The organism is Clostridium sp. DJ247 (assembly GCF_014231265.1).
Genome location: NZ_JABAIW010000055.1, coordinates 1 through 21,520 on the forward strand (window position 1 = coordinate 1; position 21,520 = coordinate 21,520).

At 29.2% G+C, this 21,520-nt stretch carries 17 protein-coding genes and 2 tRNA genes; 1 reads left to right on the forward strand and 18 read right to left on the reverse strand.

From position 1 onward, the window contains the following. The 3 genes from HGI79_RS18225 to HGI79_RS18235 all read right to left on the reverse strand — a co-directional run bounded on the left by HGI79_RS18225 (position 1) and on the right by HGI79_RS18235 (position 1,459). Positions 1–72 (reverse strand) — tRNA-Glu (locus HGI79_RS18225). Between the two features lie 181 nt (positions 73–253). Then, positions 254–1,069, reverse strand: a complete 816-nt coding sequence (locus HGI79_RS18230; RefSeq protein WP_185652112.1) for a pyruvate, water dikinase regulatory protein — start codon at positions 1,067–1,069, stop codon at positions 254–256. Positions 1,070–1,087: 18 nt separating this feature from the next. Next, the gene (locus HGI79_RS18235) at positions 1,088–1,459 is read right to left on the reverse strand and encodes a CoA-binding protein (RefSeq protein ID WP_185652113.1); all 372 of its coding nucleotides are present in this window, start codon (positions 1,457–1,459) and stop codon (positions 1,088–1,090) included. 362 nt (positions 1,460–1,821) lie between these two features. Between HGI79_RS18235 and HGI79_RS18240 the strand changes: the two genes are divergently transcribed. Continuing rightward, positions 1,822–3,054: an NAD(P)/FAD-dependent oxidoreductase gene (locus HGI79_RS18240; RefSeq protein WP_185652114.1), complete on the forward strand. Its 1,233-nt coding sequence runs from the start codon at positions 1,822–1,824 to the stop codon at positions 3,052–3,054. Positions 3,055–3,056: 2 nt separating this feature from the next. On the opposite strand, the gene HGI79_RS18245 is transcribed toward HGI79_RS18240, so the two are convergent. From HGI79_RS18245 to HGI79_RS18315, 15 genes are all read right to left on the reverse strand, one after another. Further along, positions 3,057–3,818 (reverse strand): acyl-[acyl-carrier-protein] thioesterase, encoded by a 762-nt coding sequence (locus HGI79_RS18245; protein WP_185652115.1) that lies wholly within the window; start codon positions 3,816–3,818, stop codon positions 3,057–3,059. Between the two features lie 135 nt (positions 3,819–3,953). Next, positions 3,954–5,240, reverse strand: a complete 1,287-nt coding sequence (locus HGI79_RS18250) for an adenylosuccinate synthase (protein WP_185652116.1) — start codon at positions 5,238–5,240, stop codon at positions 3,954–3,956. 484 nt (positions 5,241–5,724) lie between these two features. Then, positions 5,725–6,000, reverse strand: a complete 276-nt coding sequence (locus HGI79_RS18255) for a DUF3006 domain-containing protein (RefSeq protein WP_241428262.1) — start codon at positions 5,998–6,000, stop codon at positions 5,725–5,727. Positions 6,001–6,021: 21 nt separating this feature from the next. Continuing rightward, positions 6,022–7,587: a response regulator gene (locus HGI79_RS18260; RefSeq protein WP_185652117.1), complete on the reverse strand. Its 1,566-nt coding sequence runs from the start codon at positions 7,585–7,587 to the stop codon at positions 6,022–6,024. 234 nt (positions 7,588–7,821) lie between these two features. Continuing rightward, complete coding sequence (locus HGI79_RS18265) at positions 7,822–9,558, reverse strand: phosphoenolpyruvate carboxykinase (RefSeq protein ID WP_185652118.1); 1,737 nt, start codon at positions 9,556–9,558, stop codon at positions 7,822–7,824. 606 nt (positions 9,559–10,164) lie between these two features. Further along, positions 10,165–12,252 carry a methyl-accepting chemotaxis protein gene (locus HGI79_RS18270; protein WP_185652119.1) on the reverse strand — a complete coding sequence of 696 codons (2,088 nt, stop codon included), beginning with the start codon at positions 12,250–12,252 and terminating at the stop codon, positions 10,165–10,167. 524 nt (positions 12,253–12,776) lie between these two features. After that, positions 12,777–12,852: transfer RNA gene (locus HGI79_RS18275), tRNA-Thr, on the reverse strand. Between the two features lie 372 nt (positions 12,853–13,224). Continuing rightward, positions 13,225–14,559 (reverse strand): replicative DNA helicase, encoded by a 1,335-nt coding sequence (locus HGI79_RS18280; protein ID WP_185652120.1) that lies wholly within the window; start codon positions 14,557–14,559, stop codon positions 13,225–13,227. Positions 14,560–14,578: 19 nt separating this feature from the next. Then, positions 14,579–16,435, reverse strand: a complete 1,857-nt coding sequence (gene lonC / locus HGI79_RS18285; protein WP_185652139.1) for a Lon family ATP-dependent protease — start codon at positions 16,433–16,435, stop codon at positions 14,579–14,581. 57 nt (positions 16,436–16,492) lie between these two features. After that, the gene (rplI, locus tag HGI79_RS18290) at positions 16,493–16,936 is read right to left on the reverse strand and encodes a 50S ribosomal protein L9 (protein ID WP_185652121.1); all 444 of its coding nucleotides are present in this window, start codon (positions 16,934–16,936) and stop codon (positions 16,493–16,495) included. Then, positions 16,936–18,921, reverse strand: coding sequence for a DHH family phosphoesterase (locus HGI79_RS18295; RefSeq protein WP_185652122.1), 1,986 nt, complete (start codon positions 18,919–18,921; stop codon positions 16,936–16,938). Before HGI79_RS18295 ends, rplI begins: the two co-directional genes overlap by 1 nt. A gap of 15 nt (positions 18,922–18,936) precedes the next feature. Continuing rightward, positions 18,937–19,926, reverse strand: coding sequence for a YybS family protein (locus tag HGI79_RS18300; protein ID WP_185652123.1), 990 nt, complete (start codon positions 19,924–19,926; stop codon positions 18,937–18,939). A gap of 11 nt (positions 19,927–19,937) precedes the next feature. Further along, entirely contained in the window at positions 19,938–20,255 is a 318-nt protein-coding gene (locus HGI79_RS18305; protein ID WP_185652124.1) for a MazG-like family protein, read from the reverse strand. Positions 20,256–20,776: 521 nt separating this feature from the next. Continuing rightward, a complete protein-coding gene (gene rpsR, locus HGI79_RS18310; RefSeq protein WP_185652125.1) occupies positions 20,777–21,034 on the reverse strand; it encodes a 30S ribosomal protein S18 in 258 nt (85 codons plus the stop codon). Positions 21,035–21,065: 31 nt separating this feature from the next. Further along, positions 21,066–21,512: a single-stranded DNA-binding protein gene (locus HGI79_RS18315; protein WP_185652126.1), complete on the reverse strand. Its 447-nt coding sequence runs from the start codon at positions 21,510–21,512 to the stop codon at positions 21,066–21,068. Between the last annotated feature and the right edge of the window lie 8 nt (positions 21,513–21,520).

Here is a 21,520-nt window from a genome sequence, read left to right on the forward strand (position 1 = left end):
TGACCCATAGGGGACTCGAACCCCTGTTACCACCGTGAAAGGGTGGTGTCTTAACCGCTTGACCAATGGGCCATATTCCTTTTCGTCATTTCGTTAGCTCGTCACCAGCGACCTGACATAGACTATAATACAAGATATTCACTAAAGTGTCAACACATTTTTTTATTTTTTTTTAATTTTATTTTTTATTTCGATGTAAAACCTTATATGTCAACACTTTAGCGTATATTACTACTAAATTGTTTTAATATTTTTAATATTGTTTTTCCCCCACATAACCTATTTGCTCTAATATTATTAATGCTGTATCCTCAATGGCACGCTTCGTAACATCAATTACTTTGCATCTAAGTCTCCTCATTAGCCTATCAGCAAATTCCAATTCTTGCAAAACTCTCTCTGCATTGGCATATTGGATTTCGCTTGATAGTTTCGAAAATTTATCTAGTCTATGTCTTCTTATTTCTATTAACTGCATAGGGTCTATAATAAGCCCTATTATTCTCTTTCTATCAAATTGAAATAATTCTTCTGGTATAGGCACTTCTGGCATAACAGGTATGTTTAAAGCCTTTATACCCTTATTAGCAAGATACATACATAGAGGAGTCTTAGATGTTCTAGAGAGACCTATTAAAATCACATCTGCATTTTTTATGCCTGAATGATCTTTGCTATCATCATATTGTATTGCAAATTCCATTGCTTCTATCTTTTTAAAGTATTGTGAATCTATTTCCCAAACAGCACCTGGCCTATAATCTGGAAGCTTATTTAAAATTCTTGAAGCTACACTTATACAAGGGCCTAATACATTTGTTACAGATATTCCTGATTCTATACATTTTTGAACTAAAAATTCCCTTACATCAACTAATACTATAGTAGATACTATCATCAAATTAGTCTTATCTTTTAAATTATTTATAAACTCGTTTACATCTTCAAAGCTTTTCACATATGGAATCCTTATTACTTCTATTTTTTCATTAAACTGACTTGCTGTTGCTTTCGCTACTTGTTCCGCAGTTTCTCCAATAGAATCAGATACAGCATATATTTTTAGCATTAATAACTTCCCCCTTAATTACAATTTAGAAAGTTCAACAAGTACACACCCCTCTATAGCTATAATCCCGTTACTTTTACATAGATTTAGTATTTCATCGCTTTCTGCACCAGGTTGTATCAGTACCTTATCTATATTCAATTCTATAGCACTTTTTATTACTTTTAAGCCATCTATAGGATTTATACATAAGTCTATAACATCTATTTTATAGGGAACCTTATCTAGACTTTTATATACTTCTCCTGTAGTATCTCTAGGGTTAACTCCTTCAGCATTAAAATTGGCGTTTTTTAATGAATTTATTATTCGATAAGCATACTTATTGTGATTTAATACGTCTCCAACTACTACCCAATTTTTATAATCTAATAGTTTTAAAGCTTCCATATAACCTTACCCTTTCTATGTACAATTTTTAATATACTACCTTATAAAGATATTATATACAAAATATAGATAAATATAAAAGGACCTATATAGCTAACTTATTGGTAGGATAGATCCATTATAGCTTCACTATTTAAGGTTTTAGTGTTTTCAGTACAAGCTTCTGAAAACTGCTAAAAAATTAATTTCTTGAAAAACTAAGTATATTTGTTGAATATATGCTATTATATCAAGTATTATATATTACAAATGTAACTTTAACTTATATTTCTACATAAAAGATTGTAATTAAATTTATATTAAAAATATAATTATTTGAGGTAAAATATTAATAATAATTTAAATACAAGGAGTTGTTATCTTTGTTTCATGAAATAATAGTAATTGGCGGTGGTGCTTCTGGTATTATTGCAGCTATTGTTGCTAAAGATGCTGGAAAAGATGTTGCTATAATAGAAGGTACCAGCAGGATAGGGAATAAGCTTCTATCTACTGGTAACGGTAGATGTAATATTACTAATGAAATTCTTTCTTTCTCAAGATACCATAGTAAAAATCCAGTTTTTTTTGAGTATGCATTAAACAATTTTACAATAGGTGATACCATAAACTTTTTTTACTCTCTAGGCCTTCCCTTAACAACTTTAGATGGAGGTAAGATGTATCCTTTATCCCTCCAAGCTTCATCTGTACTTGACATTTTTAGAATGGCTATAGAGGATCGTAATATCCCTGTATATCTAAATTCTAAAGTTAAAGATATAAAAAGAACTAATAAAGATTTTAAAATACTTATTGAAAATCAAGAAACATTTAACTGCCATAAGACTATAGTATGTTGTGGTGGAAAATCTGCACCTAATACTGGTTCTGATGGATCTGGGTTTAGTTTGTCTAGCACTCTTGGGCATAGTATAATAAATCCTATTCCAGCCCTTGTACAACTTAAACTTAAATATGATTATCTGAAAGCTCTAGCCGGTGTAAAATTTGATGGACTTTCAGAAGTATACGTAGATGGTATTCCTAAGAGATCTGAATTTGGAGAAGTATTATTCACTGATTATGGAGTATCAGGTCCCCCTATACTCCAAATAAGCCGTATAGCCTCTCTCGCTTTACATGAGGGCAAGAAAGTAATCATATCTATAGATATGATGCCAAACTTAGATAAAGAGCAATTGAATGATTTTTTTGAAAATCACTGGGGAATGTTTAGTTACAGAAGTGTTTATAATTCATTTATAGGCCTTATAAACAAAAAAGTCATACCTATATTATTAAGAGAAGCTGCTGTTGAAAATATACATAAACCTTGTTATGATCTTAGTTGGCAAGAAAAACAAAAAATACTTTCTTTACTTAAAAGTTGGAAATTTGAAGTATATGATACGAATTCCTTTAAGAACGCCCAAGTAACCGCAGGTGGTGTAAGTACAAGGGAAGTAAATCCTAGCACTCTTGAATCTAAAATAATTAAACACTTATATTTTGCAGGGGAAATATTAGATGTAGATGGGGATTGTGGCGGTTTTAATCTTCAATGGGCTTGGAGTTCTGGGTTTTTAGCTGGAAAAAATGCTGCTAATGAATAATTTTAGCAGCATTTATTTTCTATTTCCCACTGGGTTTCTAATAAGGCTAGCTCTCTTTTAGCTTTATCTATAATTTTATGTACGCAAATATATTTTTTATCTTCCTTATTTATTTCAGTAAGTACTCTAACATCTTCACCATAGGTAGTTTCTTTTTGATAGGTTATATTTGTGCTCTTAAGTAAACAATTAAGAACTATGTCTAAAGGTACTGTTTCTATAGCCCATTCTAGGTATCTTACATTATTTACATGACTATTAGTATCTATATCACTATATCTTACATCAAAGCTTTTATCACTGTGAATATGTTCAGGAGGATTTACTTTTTCTATCTCCAGAATATCTTTATTACTCTCTTCAACACCGTAAGCCTTATACAATTCTTCCTTTATCCTTATAGCTTTTCTCTTTTCTATGTCTATTAAAAACCATATGGAATCAGCTTTTCCTATAGTTTTCCCATCATCATCAATAATTTCAAATGTTCTATAAGCATAAAACTTTCTAAAAGAATATGGAATAGTTTTGATTTTAATTTTTTCTCCATACTTTGGACATCTATCTATCTTTATACTCCATTTATATATTACCCAAGCTATGCCTTTTTCTTTAAGATAATCAATTCCAATACCTATATCCTCTGATTGTCTTGTTGCTATATCTCCTAAGTATCTCATCAAACTCGACATTAATAACCTGCCACTGTAGTCTATATCATAATATTGTATTTCATATTCTTTTTCTTTAACCAACTTTACCATGAAAATTCCACCTCTTATCTTTATAATTATATTTATTATAATACTTTATACTTGATGTAATATAGTCTAGATATGTTAATAAAAAAAATTCAAGCTTATAATTAAAATTACAGCCTGAATTTTTATAAATCAAGTTTATATTTCTGAAATATTTATTGTTTGATCTCTTCTTGGTCCTACTGAAACTATAGATACTTTTGTTCCTGTGAATTCTTCTATTTTCTTTAAATATACTTTTGCATTATCTGGAATATCATCGTAACTCTTAGCATTTTCTATGCCCTTATCCCATCCATCAAATTCCTCATATATAGGTTCGCATTTAGCTAAATCCTCAAGGCTCGCTGGAAAATAGTCTATAACTTTTCCATTAAACTTATAGCCTACACATATTTTTATCTTTTCAAGTCCTGCCAAAGTATCTATCTTAGTAACAGCAAAGCTTGTAAGACCCGAAACTCTTGCAGCTGTTTTAAGTATTACAAGATCAAGCCAACCACATCTTCTTGCTCTTCCTGTAGTTACACCATATTCACGTCCTGTTTCTCTAATCCAATCTCCAGTTTCGTCAGATAATTCTGTTGGGAATGGTCCTTTTCCAACTCTTGTAGTATATGCTTTAGCTATTCCTACTGCACTAGATATCATTGTTGGTCCTACCCCAGCACCAGTACATACACCACCAGCAATAGTATTAGATGATGTTACATATGGATAAGTACCATAATCTATATCTAGCAGCGTTCCTTGTGCACCTTCAAATAGTACTTTCTTTCCTGCTTTGATATTATCATAAACTTCAACAGATATATCTTTTACAAATGGTCTCATTCTCTCAGCATACTCTAAATATTCATCACGTATTGATATAATATCTAAAGCTTCACCATTATAAACTTTAGTTATTATATCATTTTTCCATTCCACATTTTCTTTTAAATTCTCTTCAAAAATTTCCTTGTGCATAAGATCACAAACTCTTATACCACTTCTTTCCATCTTATCTGTATAACAAGGTCCTATACCTTTTCCAGTAGTTCCTATGTCTTTCTTTCCTCTAGCTCTTTCCTTTATTCCGTCTAATATCTTATGATATGGCATTATAAGTTGTGCTCTATCACTTATTATAAGATTTTCAGGTGTAACATCTACTCCAACACTTTTTAGATAATTTATTTCATCAAACAAAGCTTTTGGGTCAAGTACTACTCCGTTACCTATTACATTTAGTTTTCCTTTATAAAGTATACCTGATGGTATTAAGTGAAGTTTATATTGCTTATCACCTACTTCCACTGTATGGCCGGCATTATTTCCTCCTTGAAACCTAACAACTACATCTGCCTCTTCAGCAAGATAGTCTGTCATTTTTCCTTTTCCTTCGTCTCCCCACTGCGCTCCTAAAACAATAAATGCTGACATAAATGTGTCCTCCCTTTTACTCAAGTTGACTATACTTAAATAATCACTAATACTATTTATTATTAACTATGCTTCTTGCAATAACTAAGCTGGGCATGGCTATTTATATAGAATCTATGTTAACACCAGCTCCGTTCCCTATTATGAATAAACTTTTGACCTTATCTTCAGTACACTTAAACACTCCATAATAAAATATTTTTAATATACATTATGGGAATCATTTAATTAAATAGTTTTAATTACTCAACTATAGAAGCCAAATGATTTTGTTATTATACAAAACACATGCCTCCTACCTAATGGTATCAAAACTATATGTAGCAGTCAATAATTAATACGAATATTAGTAATTAAATTAAATAAAAAATTCGTATAATAAATATGTATACTACATTTACTATACGATTATAAGCATAATTAACTTTTTATAACGAATATTGCCAAAGATAAATAAGCAACATATGTGTCTAATCACCAGTATTTATTTCCACAAATCTTCAACTATATCTTCTATATGTTTTTTTCTTCTTTTAGTTTCATCATAATCTATTGATATACATTTATCTATCTTTAGCACATCACCCTCTTTTGATTGTAATGGAATTTTATCTTTTTCTATATTAACTATATTTCCATTATCAAGTTGGATTATAACAATGTTTCTTTCAAATCTATCTATAGTACCGTACATAATTACACCTCGCCTCAAATCTTTAACCTTAATTATATCATAACAATTTATTGAAATAATATCCAAACAAAAAATAGCAGTTTCCTGCTATAAGAGATGTAAGAAAAGTGCTCCATCTTCTATATTATTTTGTTTATTTACCATATGCACACTATTTTTTTCACTGTTTACTGTGTTATAAACAATTTTGGACAATTCATTTATACTAAATGGTTTTGACATATAAGCATCTATACCAATACTTAAAAATTTTTCTCTGTCACTCTTTAATGTATGAGCAGTAACAGCTATAATAGGCTTATTTCTATTATTATTTCCTTCTAGTTTCCTTATTATTTTAGTTGTTTGAATTCCATCAAGTATAGGCATCTGTATATTCATAAATATTAAGTCAAATTCTTTCTCCTTAACTATTTTTAGTGCTTCTTCACCATTGCCAGCTACTTCACATTTATGACCGTTTTTCTTAAACAAATTATTCATAATTACTTGGCTAGCCTTATCATCATCAACAATGAGTATATTTAATGGTCTCTTCACTTTTAATCCTGTTAACATATTATTGTTGTCATTATGTACTACACTGCTATATTTTTTCCCTTTTTCCAAAAGCATGCTAAAAGAAAATATATACTCCTCATCAATTGTGTCTCCTAGTTCTATCTTCCCATTCATTATTGCAATGAGTTCTCTTGATATAACGCTTCTTAAGCGAGTTTCTATATGTTTTTTTGTAATGTCTTTGCTGTCAATACTCTGAAAGCTTTTAAGTATCCTATTTAAGTCTCTTCTATCTAATGCTGTACTATTGTTATCAATATTAAATTTTATTCTAATGCTTTTATCGTTAGAATACTCCTTTTTTATACTGAGAATTAAGTGTCCTTTATTAGCCGATGATATAAATTTATTTATAATATTTTCTAAAACTTGTTTTATTCTTGTAGGGTCTCCAATCAATATCTCTGGAATATCTTCATCAATATTTACCTTTAACTCTACTCTTTTATCTATTGCCTCACTACCTATTGCTCTTATAGTTTCTCCAATGAATTTCCTAAAATTAAATTCTACATTTTCCAGTTTTATTTCATCATATTGCATTTTAAAAAAGTCAATTATATCGCTGGTTACACATAATAACTTGGATGTACTGGACCTAACTAAATTTAGATTTTCCTTCTGTTCCGAATTCAAATTTGTCATAAGTGTTAAATCTGTCATACCAATTATTCCATTTATATAAGTCCTTATTTCGTGATTTACGTCATCTAAAAGTTTTACTTTGTATTTGTTAGAATATTGTTCATTTAATATGGTTTCTTCTAGGTCATTAAGTGCTATAATTTTTCCATCTATATTACCTTTTTTATTAGTTAGAGAGCTAACTTTTATTTCAAAATACTTATTACCTTCTGTCGTTAAAAGACTACTTTTAAAAGATTCCTCTATATAAGTATCTTTTTTAACTATTTTATTTATAGTACTTTGCAAATATAAGTTATCAAATATTTTGTAAGCTTTATCATTTAATTTTATTATTTTATTATGGTTATCTACTATTATAATTGGATATGGTAATAACTGAAATATTTTTAAGTAGTAATCTAAATCTATACTATCATCCGTGTCCTTTTTATCTTTATTATACAATTTCAATCCTCCCATAAACTTAAAGCTATATTTTAAAAAGTATTAAATAGATTAATAAAAATAGTACTTTTATTTAAAAATTCAAAAATATTCTGTATCTTATAAGTATTTTTAAGGATAACTTTGCTCTTTTGATTTTAATTATAAGTATAGAAATAAAAAAATTCAATACATTTTTAGACATTATTGTATGTTCTTATAATAATAAAATGTATTGAATTAATAAAATGTATTTTAAAAATTTTTTATTTCTTGTAAAAGCTTTAATGCAGCTTTTCTTGGCCCTTCTTTTTCTTTTCCATTAATACTTAAACAAGTCCTTAACTGTCCTACTTTTATTCCCAATTTAAAAAACTGTTTGAAATATATATCTAATAATTTATCTGTATCCTGAATTTTTTGTGCAGGTCCAAACGGATTAGCAAAGTACGTCTTAACAAGTCCACTTTCAGTTGTTGTACCTTTAGCTACTCTTGCTCCATTTCTAAATACACTCATAGCATCATAGACGTTATCAAAAATAACTAATTCATCCCCCTCTTCATAATTATTTGCATATAGAAACAAGTCTATAGGATAGCCCTTTGTAATCTCAGTATAGCTTGTAACGGGAATTACAAGTCTAGCATTTATCTTATCAGGATTCATAAATATACTTCTATCTATTTGCTTAAAAGCATAACCTGTATCTAGGTCATCTAACCTTACAAATGCACCTATTTCAGTCCCATAAGCTAATGGTTTATCACATTTATTCAGTTTAATTACTCCCATATCGTCAAAAATTATAGTCATATCGCTTATATATTTATATCCTAATTCTCTAAATGCTTCTAATGTTTCAGATTTCCCTGCACCACTATCTCCCATTATTAGTATATTAGCTGTTTTATTATCTTTTGTTATAATGTTAACCATAGCTCCATGTATAGGTAGATATCCTCTTTTTATCATTATAAGATTGTGAAGTGTTAGTGTCATTTTCTTCATGTATCCAAAATAATCTATATTTTTGTTATAATTCACATATCCCAGCATTATTTCATTTTTTATATCATCATAAAAAATAGTTTTCATCTCCTTACTTTTATCTGTAGCTCCAAATAAATATACTATATCTGGCTTCTTTCCTTTATACTCATCTTCATTAGCAATTTCAAATAAATTGCATAAAGTCACGCCATGAGCCATAAAATCTCTATGAAAATATATATATGCAAGAAGACTACCTACTTTAGCAGGATAGCATAACCAATGTTCTTTATTTATAGAACAATCTTTTAATGGATTTGAAAAGTATTCGCTAAAAACTCCATCTCTCTTATTTTTCTTAGGATATGTTATAAATGGAGGATCAAGAACAATGGATTGAATAAATGGTATATTATTAAGACAAGAATATTCTTCAGGATAATCCCATTTTATACTACTTAAAATTAGACCTGCATTCCCTCCCACAGGTAATTGCCTATATATCTGTGGTTTATGTCCCATTACACTTTCTTCTATTTTTCTATAGGTGTCTAAAATAAGCTGCGAAAATTGATTATTAGCATCTATAAAGTTAACATTTTGAAGTCCTTCTCCAGCTCTATTATTTTGCACTATAGTATACCTTTCAAGTTTTCTCCAAAAATTATATAAGTCTTCTATAAACAAAATAAATTTTTCCTTATTACTTAATACTATTTCATAATACGGGTTAAGTTTCCTTACTTCATCCGCATTTAAAACCATTAAAAATTTGAAAATATTAATAATGTTATATACAGTTTCTTCTTCACTCTGCACACCTATACCTTTAGTTATATACTTATAAATATTAGATTCCTTAGCCTTTATTTTAATTAAATATGAGTGTACTACTGTCTTAAACCCATAACTATTAAATATCTTTTCAGCAGTATTACAGTATTTTGCTGTAAAATTAATCATGGCCTTTCCATTACTTAAAGAGAACTGTTTTTGCATGTATGCCTCCCGAAAAATTAACTTATATCTAAACTTATGTATATTTCCCTGAAAATATATATAGATCTTAAATATAATTTAAAAAAACTTTAGCAATACAGTAATTTTCCCAGTGGTCATAGACAAATTCCCCTGAAACCAAGAGCTCTGTTTATATTAATAAAAATACAGCAAACTAATAAAATTAAGTAGTTAGTTATTTTTTTTATCTACTGTGTATGTATTACCTTCAATATTGGTGCTCCCAACAGGAATCGAACCTGCGACCTACTGATTACGAATCAGTTATAAAACTTTCTTTTTAATCATTCCAATACGTTAAAAATACTGCATTTTTAGGCTACTTATAAAAATCTACTTGCCAAAAATAGTACGGCAAATGGCAAACAAAAAAGCCACTTCATCCCTATATTGGACAAAGTGACTGTTATACCATCCATATTATTTCTTATACTAAAATAGAAAAATAGCAATTAAAAAAGTTTTTTACTTTTTTATTGTAATTTTAGATTATATTTATATTACCATTATAAATATACCATAAAAAGCTAATTTCATAAAATTGTATTGTACTTTTATAGCCTTTTGCTTATCCTTTAAATACAATTATTGTACATCAAATTCTTTTACTACATTTATTAAATTAGAAGACATTTCTTGTAATTCTTTTGATAAGGCTGTAATTTCTTCTACAGAAGCATTTTGTTCTTCAAAGGCAGCAGATATCTCCTGTATTATAAAAGAAATATTAGAGGATGAATCAGCTATAGTGTTCATTGCATCTACAAGTCTTTCCTTATCATCATATGCATTATTCAACTTAGAAGATATTTCATTCACTTTTACTATAACTTCATAAATTGAAGTATTAATGTTATTGAAAGCCTCTTTTGTCTTAACTACTGCTTTATTTTGTTCCTCAGATATGCTTTTTACACTTTGTATTTTATGCTTAGAATTTATAATACTATCTTGTATTGATTTCACAATATCTTTAGCAGTATTACTATAACTGTTTGTATTTTCAGCCAGTGCTCTAATTTCATCAGCAACCACCGAAAAGCCCCTTCCAGCCTCACCAGCTCTTGAAGCTTCAATTGCTGCATTAAGTGCCAGTAAATTAGTTTGCTCTGATATATTTGTGATAGCCTCCACTATATCATTTATAGATATTGCTTTATTATTTAAATCATCAATAGTATCTACAATATGCTTTGAAACCTGCTCATTTTCCAAGGACTTTTGTTCTAATATTTTTATTGTATTTAAGTTCTCACTATTTATATCAGAAATCTTTTCAGATAATAATTTTGTGTCCTCTGCATAAGAAGTAACATCTTGAATTTTATTTGTAAAATCTATTGTAATCTTATTTCCATCATTAATTAAATTCATTTGTTGAGAAGTATTATTTGTAACGTCTAGCACATTTTCAGTTAAATTGTTTATCATTTTAGATGTTTCATCCATAATTGTTGATAATGTATTTGAGTATGAAGATACCTCTGAAGAAGAATCCTTAACCTTTACAACCAGCTTTTTAAGATTATTTATCATATTATTGAAACCTATACAAAGTATTCCAAATTCATCATTTTTATTATAATTACTATGAACATTAAGGTTTCCACTAGATGTTTCTTCCATTAGAATTACTAATTCATCCACTGGTTTTAATGTTTTCTTAACTAGTACAAGTATACTAATAATGGATATAAACAATATGACTAATGCGCTTATTGTATTAATTATATTAATATATGTAACAAATTGAAGTGCATCTTTTTCATTTTTAATAGTAATTACTCCCCATTTATCTGAATCACCAGGCAAATTAACTGGAGTATATGAACTAATTACTTTATTCCCGTTTAAATCAGTGTATTCCGTAGTCCCTGAATCACCAGTTAAAACCTTTTTACTTATAATGCCTAGCTCAGTAGGAACCTTAACATCCTTTTGTTCTGTTTTTTGGTTACCTTTTTCATCTAATAATACTTTACCCTGTGAATCCTTAACTAATACTGTTTTTTTCAAGGTTTTGTAATTATATAGTTCTTGCACTTGATTTTTTTCTGTATGAGCTAGTACATTTCCATCCCCATCAATTATGTAAGCAGTTATATCATTTTGTTTATTATACTTTTCAACTAGTTTTTGAAGCTCGTCTAACTTTAAGTCAGAACCTAGAATCTTAATTAAATTCTTATTATTGTCATATACAGGAGATATAATTGATGCTACTGCAGTATTTCCCATTAGCGAATAATACGATTTTGTTACGAAAGGTTTTTTCTTCTTCATTTCTTCAATAAACCACCATCTGTTTGCCCTATTTCCTAGTTCTCCACTAGATCTTGCTGTCTGATTACCATCCACATTTTGAAGATAAATCAAATCAAAATATGGATTTCGATTTATAGTATTGATTAAAACTGTTTTCTGTTTGGATGCGTCAAGATTTACAATATCACTGTTTTCTGCAAGTTCACAGGTTAAACTATAGGATTTTTCTATAAATTTTTCTGAACTATCAGCTATAGACTTGGCTATAGATAAATTATTATTTTTCACATAACTTAGTAAATTTTTTTTAATAATATAATCAGTAATTGTAGATAATAAAATAACAACTACTACTATTAAAAGTACTATAAAAGATACCAACTTAAATTTTAATGAACTTCTTTTCATAGTTTCTCTTCCCTTCAAATATAATATTATATAATATTATCATTTTAAGTAGTATTTTAGTATAATTTCATGTTAAATTTTGAAAAATCAAGTTAAATTTTCACGATTTAAGTCTATTTTTCTTTTAATAAATTATTTTAACTTTCCTTAATAATCTTCAATGTGATAGAACAAAGCGTCCTTAGAAACCACTTTTTTTTACCTTAACCTTAGTTACAGTTTACCCCTTGTAATATTTTTCCGTAAATTTGCTAATCCTTTGTTTTCAATGCCTTGCGGCATGTTTTTTGTACAAAAAAATTTTAAATTCCTACTAAATAAAAATAGCTTCCTAATTATATAAGAGTTATAAGCAAAAAACTTATAGCTCTTTTTTTCTTAAAATTTAAAACCTATATTATTTTTCAGAAAAATTTTAATGATACTTAATGATAATTATAAAAAATTTAAATTTATTTTACACTTGTACAAAAAAACAAAGCTGAAAGTGTAACCTTTTCAGCTTTGTTTTTATACTATAAAATTGGTGCTGGAAAAGGGAATCGAACCCACGACCTACGCATTACGAGTGCGTCGCTCTACCGGCTGAGCTATTCCAGCATATAAAAATTAATTTTTAATTTTACATTATTTGTAACAAAAAACCCTTGAAAACTTACTGATTCATGGTACTTCATTACGAATCAGTTGCTCTGCCAACTGAGCAATAGGAGCATATTATATTTTAATTTTAATACTACTTTAAATTATTATCAATAATTATATTTAAAACCTATTAAGTATTTAATTTCCAACATTTCATTGTATAATGATCTAAAAGATAATCCTAAATGAAATTTAACTATTAAAATCCACCAAATGTTTCAGCTTATTTAATTCTTTTTTCATGATAACTTTTTGATTTCTTATTATAACTTAAAAAGCCTCTTAAGTAGCATTTAACCACCTAAGAGACTTTTAATAATTTCATCATTATTCTTGATGTATAACATCTAAATTACCAAACTTACTAAACTGTCCAAGCCATGCCAGCTTCACCGTCCCTGTTGGACCATTTCTTTGCTTTGCTATAATACATTCTCCTATGTTTTTATCTTCAGTTTCCTTATTATAATATTCATCTCTATATAAAAACATAACTAAGTCTGCATCTTGCTCAATTGATCCAGATTCTCTAAGATCTGATAACATAGGTCTATGGTCTGCTCTTTGTTCTGGTGCACGTGACAGCTGTGATAGTGCTATAACAGGACACTGCATCTCTTTGGCTAAGGCCTTTATAGATCTTGAGATCTCAGATACTTCCTGTTGCCTACTCTCAGATCCTTTACTTCCAGACATAAGCTGTAGGTAATCAATTACTATTAAATCTATACCATGCTCTATTTTTAATCTTCTACATTTAGATCTCATTTCCATAACAGAAATACCAGCTGTATCATCTATATATATTTTTGCCGCTGCTAAAGGACCTGACGCCTTAGCAATATTCTCCCAATCCTTGTCTTCAAGATTACCAGTTCTAAGCTTTAACATATCAACATGAGCCTCTGAACAGAGAAGCTTATATGCCAACTGTTCCTTGGACATTTCTAGTGAAAATATTGCTACACTTTTACCAGATCTTAAAGCAGCAAATTCTGCTAAGTTAAGTGCAAAAGTAGTTTTTCCCATAGATGGTCTTGCTGCAATAAGTACCATATCACCTTTTTGGAATCCAGAAGTTTTATCATCAAGCTCTCTAAAACCAGATGGAACACCTGTGGTTTCCCCTTTATTATTAAAGAGTCTTTCTATTTCTAAAAAACCTCTTTCTAAAACAGTACTCATGGGTTCAAAATCCGAAGCTGTTCTGTTATCTGCAATATTAAATATTTCCTTTTCAGCTAAATCAATTGCTCTTGGCACATCATCTTGACTATTATAACTCTCTTCAATTATTTTAGTTGATGCTCTAATAAGCTTTCTTAAGGTTGATTTATCTTTTACAATCTTTATGTACGACTGTATGTTTGCAGTAGATATTATAGAACCACTTAGTTCACTAATATATGTTATACCACCTGAGGCTTCCAGCTTATCCTTAGCCTTTAGACTTTCAGTAAGTGTTATTATATCCACTGCAATATCTTTCTGAAATAAATCTAATATAGCCTCAAATATAACTTTATGTGCATCTTTATAAAAATCCTCAGTTTTTAAAACTTCCATAGCCTCTGCTATGGAAGTTTTATCTATAAGCATAGATCCTAATACACTTTGTTCAGCTTCTATACTATGTGGCATACTTCTAATAGGTGTATCCATGTGTCATCTCTCCTTAGAACTAGCTCTCAAACACCAAATTCATAAGTTCTTCGATAGTTTTTACTGACTTGACTTCAATATCATTAAGTCCTGAAGGTACTTCTTTTGAGTTATCTTCTGGGATAACTACTAGTTTTATTCCCTTCCTTCTTGCACCATAAATTTTTTCAAATATTCCTCCAACAGGCTTTATTTTTCCCCTTAAAGAAATTTCTCCTGTAATAGCAACATCTTGTCTCAACGGTTTATTTAATAGTGCACTTATAATGCAAACCGTAATAGCTGCTCCGGCAGAAGGCCCATCTATTTTACCTCCACCTATTATGTTTACATGTATATCATAATCGCTTATATCTTTATCAGTGAGCTTTCTTATAACAGAAGCTGCATTAAATACAGAATCCTTTGCCATACTTCCAGCAGTGTCATTAAATCTCACTGTTCCTCTACCTTTTTCTTTTGCTTCAAAGACAGATGCTTCTATTTCTATACTTGACCCAACATAACCACTAACCCCTAGTCCATATATATGTCCAACATCATACTTTGAATCTATGTTAACTTCTTCAAAAGGTACAAGTCTTCCTATTGAGATAACCTGTTTTAAATCTTCAACAGATATACTAATTTTATTCTCTAATAGAGATCCTTCTTTATTATATAATACATAACCGTATACATCTGCAAGCATATTAACAGCTTTTCTTCCTTCTATTGTATATCTACTTATTAGTTCAGCTGCCCCAGCTTCTAAGTGTACATTGATCTTCTTTGCAGCATTTTCAACTATATTTTGTATATCTTTTGAATTTAATGGCTCAAAATAAACCTCTGTACATCTAGATCTTAAAGCCGGATTTATCTCACTTGGTTCTCTAGTCGTAGCTCCAATAAGCACAAAATCTGCAGGAGCACCATTTTCAAATAAATACTTTATATATTTAGGCGTATTTTCATCTTCAGGATCATAGTAAGATGATGAAAACTCTACTCTCTTATCTTCTAACACCTTTAATAATTTATTCTGAAGCATCTCATCCAATTCACCAATTTCATCTATGAATAGAACTCCACCATGAGCTTCTGTAACTAGTCCTAATTTTGGTTCAGGAACGCCAGTTTCAGCCAAATCTCTTTTAGTACCTTGATATATAGGATCATGTACAGATCCTAGAAGAGGATTAGCTATTTCTCTTGGATCCCATCTTAAAGTTGTTCCATCTACCTCAACAAACTTAGCATCTTTATCAAATGGAGTATACTTTAGTCTTTTTACTTCTTCTAACGCAAGCCTAGCTGCTGTTGTTTTTCCTACTCCCGGTGGACCATATAAGATAATATGTTGTGGATATGGAGATGCTATTTTAGATAAAATAGATTTTATAGCCCTTTCTTGTCCGATAATTTCATCAAATACCTCTGGTCTAAGTAGGCTTTGTATGTTCTTACTTAGTTTTTTAGCATCTAACACTTCAAGCTGAGCATATTTCTTTAAGGTTTTAGCATTCTCTGGTCCTTTTTGTTTTTTAATTATGCTTAACCTAATTTCATCCATATACTTATCTTGTTTTTCATTAAGATTTTTTTCCATTTCATCTTCTATGCTTTTTCTAACATATCTCTTAGCTAGAGCTTCTCCAAGCCAATTATTAGTATCTTCAAGTGCTTCATACATATTTGACTCATTAGGTATTTCTTTTAGGCCTTTTCCATCACTAGCAATTTTGTTTAAAGCATATATTCTCTTAAAGACATCTTTATCTTTAACATAACTACCTAATTTATATTTTACTATTCTAGCTCTTACAGTTCCTTCGTCAATTACCTTATTTAATAGTTCGTATAATACGTTAACTTGGGTATCTATAGGAATCATGTTAACTAATTCTTCATCTAAACCATTAACGAATTGTGATTTCACACATTTTCCCCCTTATTTTTCTGTAATAACCACCTTGATTTTTGTGGAAATTTCAGGATATAATTTAACTTCTACATCATAGGTTCCAACCTGTCTTATGGTATCCACAACAACTTTTTTCTTATCTACATTAATTTTAAATTTTTTATTTAATTCATCTGCAATATCTTTGCCTGTTATAGAACCAAATAGTCTGCCGTTTTCCCCTGATTTAACAGTAAGATTTATTTCTTTTCCTTTTAAATTTTCAGCAAGCTTTTGAGCTGCTTCTATCTCTGAAAGCTTTTGTCTTCTTTCTGCTTCCTTTTTATTATTTAATACATGAAGATTTGAATCTGTAGCTTCCTGTGCAAGGCCTCTTGGGAAAAGATAATTTCTTGCATAACCATCAGATGTATTTACTACATCTCCCTTCTTTCCTAGTGATTTAACATCCTTTACTAATATAACTTTCATTACTCTTCACCTTCCCTAATGTATTTGCCTATGGCATCTTTAAGTTTTTCTAAAGCCACATCAATAGTAACTAGCTTTAACTTTGCTCCTGCCATAGTCATATGTCCTCCTCCTCCTAAGGATTCGAGTATTAACTGTACATTTACATCACCAAGTGATCTTCCACTAATGAATATCTCATCTTTTATTTTAACAAAAACAAAAGATGCTTGAATACCTGTAATATTTAGCAGCTCATCCGCTGCCTGTGCAGCTAATACAGTATCTTCTATTTCTTCAGGACATATAGCTATAGCTACATTATTAAATATTGTTACTGACTTTATAATTTCAGCTCTTTTTAAATAAGTTTCTAGATTATCTGCAAATAATCTTTTTACATCTATTGTATCTGCTCCAAGTCTTCTTAAAAATGAAGCAGCTTCAAAGGTTCTTACACCAGTTTTAAAATAAAAGTTTTTTGTATCCACACAAATTCCTGCCAAAAGAGCCTCTGCTTCTATAGGTTTCATTGTAGGTTTTTCTACCATATACTGAATCATTTCAGTAACCAATTCAGATGTAGAAGAAGCATATGGCTCAACATAGCTTAAAAGAGCTCCTTCAATGAAATCTGTAGATTTTCTATGATGATCAACTATAACTATCTTATTAAAACTTTCTACTAAATTCAAGTTTTGCACATATCCTCTACTATGAACATCTACAAGAATTAAAAGACTATTTTTATCTATTTGTTCAATACATTCCTTACTGTTAACAAATGCATTCTCATATTCAACTTCATTCTTTATTTTTTCCATAATAGGTTTTATACTGTTATTGACTTTATCCAACACTATATAGCATTGTTTTTCCAAAAGATTTGATGCCCTATAGAGTCCAATTGCAGCTCCAAGGCAATCTATATCAGGATTTACATGACCCATTATATATACAGCACTACTTTCATTTATTAAATCTACCAAAGCATGTGCTATTACTCTTGCTCTCACCTTTGTTCTTTTCTCTACCTCTTTGGTTTTTCCGCCATAAAAAGATAACTTTTCTCCATTTTTAACTACTGCTTGGTCTCCGCCTCTACCTAAAGCCAACTCTTTAGCAGATGCTGCGTACCCTTCATTTTGTAAAGGATTTTCCCCTCCACGTCCAATACCTATACTTAGAGTTACAGCCAGCTTATTTCCCATATTAATTTCTCTTATGTTATCTAATATTTCGAACTTCTTTTCCATTTCATCTTCAATATATTTATTTTGTATACATAGTACATATTTGTTATCATCATATTTTTTAATCATAGCGTCTAGACTTTGAGCATAGCTATTTATGGTTCTTTCTATCTCAGCTATGATGAGAGGTTTTTTGTCTTCATCAATAGTTTTTACAACATCATCAAAGTTGTCCACCTCCATTAACATTATGGAGTATTTGTTGTAATCTATATTTTCTATTATTTTAACAGCATCTGTAACATCATAGAAATATAATAATAGTATTTTATCTCTAGAGTTGTCTTTATTATCTATAATATTGGCATATATATCATAGTATCTATCCTTAAGCATTGTATTTTTAAATAAATTTTTCTTTCCTTCAAGTACTTGTTTTATATTTAACTCAGTTAATATACTATTTATACTATTTCCTAATATATCCTCTCCTTGAAGTATCATAGAAAATTTTTGATTATACCAAAATACCTCTCCTTCCTTTCCAACCATTACTAGAGGGAAAGGAAGTTTTACTAATGTATTTCTTGTAGCATTGTCTAAATTAGATGAAAAATCTTCAATAAATTTTTTCCATTCATTCTTTTTTACTTTTGTATTTTTTATATTATAAACTACTAACAAACCATATAGGCTAATGGATATTCCCCCTATATAAATATGTCCATATAATATCAAGAATACTATTAAAACTGCTATTATTATCATATACATTTTACTGCTAGTTATAAAATAATTATATTTATTTTCCATAAAACAAGCCTCCAGTTATTCTGTTTTAGGCCTTCTATAGGGATCAAGTTTTCTAAAATCAACTATCATATCTGCTAATCCTAAGAAAATATATATTACAGAAAGCTGTGAAATAACTGTAAAAGTTAACATTAAAACAATAGCTAATCTCGATATTTTGAATCTATATTTTAAATAATATGCCGCTAACGCTAATCCATCCAATATAAATATGAATTGGAGTACGAACATAGATGAAACTTCCAAATATCCTCCAAGATTCATATTACTTTTACTTAACAATAAACCAATTATAAGAAATAAGACTACTATTGTTCCAACTCTTGTATTCACATATATTTTATTAAAAGGTACTATTTCTTTAATATTATATCTAAGCTTTTTTAGTATAGACCTAGTAATAGCATAATTTAAGTACGCTGAAACAAATGAGGATATAATTATTCCAGCTGGTAAAATTTTTAATACAAATTCAGTAGTAAATAAACTTAAAGATTTTTCAATAGGAGCAAATTGATCACTACTTACCCCTAATTTTATATATAGCTGTTTTGACATATCTATAGATTCTCTTAAAGTCTTCAATGTATTATTTATAAAACCAACAATGCCTACTGTATCAATGAAACTTATGTATATCCCAAAATTTATTGCTGTACCAATAGCTAACCCAATTGCCAGTATCAGCATAGTAATACTTACCTTCTTGTCATTTTTAATACAATATCCAAGAGTCATTCCTGTAATTCCAAATAAAATAGATGAAGTAAGAGCTGATAAAGGATTATATAAAATTGATATAAGTATAGCACTGACAAACACTGCTCCTAAAGTAACTTTATAGTTATGTCTAATATACAATAATGTTATTGGTATTGGCAAAATATATGTTCCAAATAAAGAAAATATGGGAACATAAACATTTATGAGTGTGATTACAACCACTATAGCAGTTATTAGTCCTGCTTCTATTAAGGCCTTTGTATTGTATATTCTATTTTCCATGTGCCCCTCCACTACTCCCTTTGTTTTAAGTGATTATATAATTTGCTTAAGTCTTTTCCTTCTTTTTCAATCTTATCTTCTTCAATTATTCCTATCCTAATTTTCTTTCTCATATTCTCATCTACTGCAGTGTGTGAATATCCTAATCTCTCTGATATTAGGTATAATACTATTATTGCACCTGAAATGCAATCAAGAATAGCATCTTGTGCAACATTACTTCCTCTAGTTAGTAACTTGTAAAAATCAGCAATAATACTTAGAAGCTCAGCTTTTAGTTCTTCTATAATTTTTACATTATGCATTATATTAAAATCTTCTTTCTTCATTATAATTCATCCCCTTCAAATTATAATTATATTTTATTTATACGTATATCTGCAACAATAGATGGTTATTTCTGATTCTTGTTTACATATAATCTTATTATACAAAATTTACAATACAATATTAAACTTAATATTGTAATTTTACTAAAAATATCACAAATCTTTATAATAACTATTATTTTCTCTTAACTATTATATTTATAATTATTGCCATATGTCTTTACTTTTCAAACATAATTTTAATATCAATATACGGGAATATATAAAAAAGTTTAAAAATGAACTAACAAAAGAATAGGGTAGATATGTATAATAAAAAAGGATAAAAAATATATTATTCTAAAATATAACTATAAAAATCATATTTGAACAACTATGAAGAATATGAAAAATAGGTTAACCTAAAGTGCTTTAAAGCAATTATAGAATAAATTATAATTTAGGTGTAAATGAATATTATTATTCGTGGTTTTAGTAAATAAAAAAGCGAAGAATAATATGTCTTCACTTTTTTATTTAGCTTATTCTGTTGTAAATGGTAATAAAGCTATATTTCTTGCTCTCTTTATAGCATCAGTAAGTTCTCTTTGATGCTTAGCACAGTTACCAGAAATTCTTCTTGGTAAAATCTTACCTCTTTCAGTAACATATTTTCTTAGTTTATTTATATCTTTATAATCTATAAATTCAGCTTTATCCATACAAAAGCCACAAACTTTTCTTTTAGCTCTTCTCATCTTAGATGAGCCGCCTCTTCTTGCACCATCTCTATTTGGCATAATCTTCCCTCCTTACCTTAGTTAAAATGAGTTAGAATGGGATATCTCCATCATCTACGGGAGTTATATCCGCTCCATAAGCATTTTCATCAAACCCTTGAGTTCTTCCGAATCCTTCAGGTGAATTTTCATTCATTGACGGCATAGCAGATTTATTTCCAGCTCCCCATTCAAGGAATTGAACTTCCTCTGCAATAACTTCAGTAACATACCTTTTAGTACCGTCTTTTGCATCATAGCTTCTTGTTTGAATTCTACCACTAACTCCTATGAGCTTTCCTTTTCCCATATAATTTGCAGTAGATTCAGCCTGTTTTCCCCATACAACTACAGGAATAAAATCGGCTTCTCTTTGACCCTCTTTAGAAAACCTTCTATCAACAGCCAAAGTAAAGGTGGCAACAGCTGTACCAGTTCCAGGAGTGAATTTCAACTCAGGATCCTTGGTTAATCTTCCAATTAAAACAACCTTATTCAATTAAAACA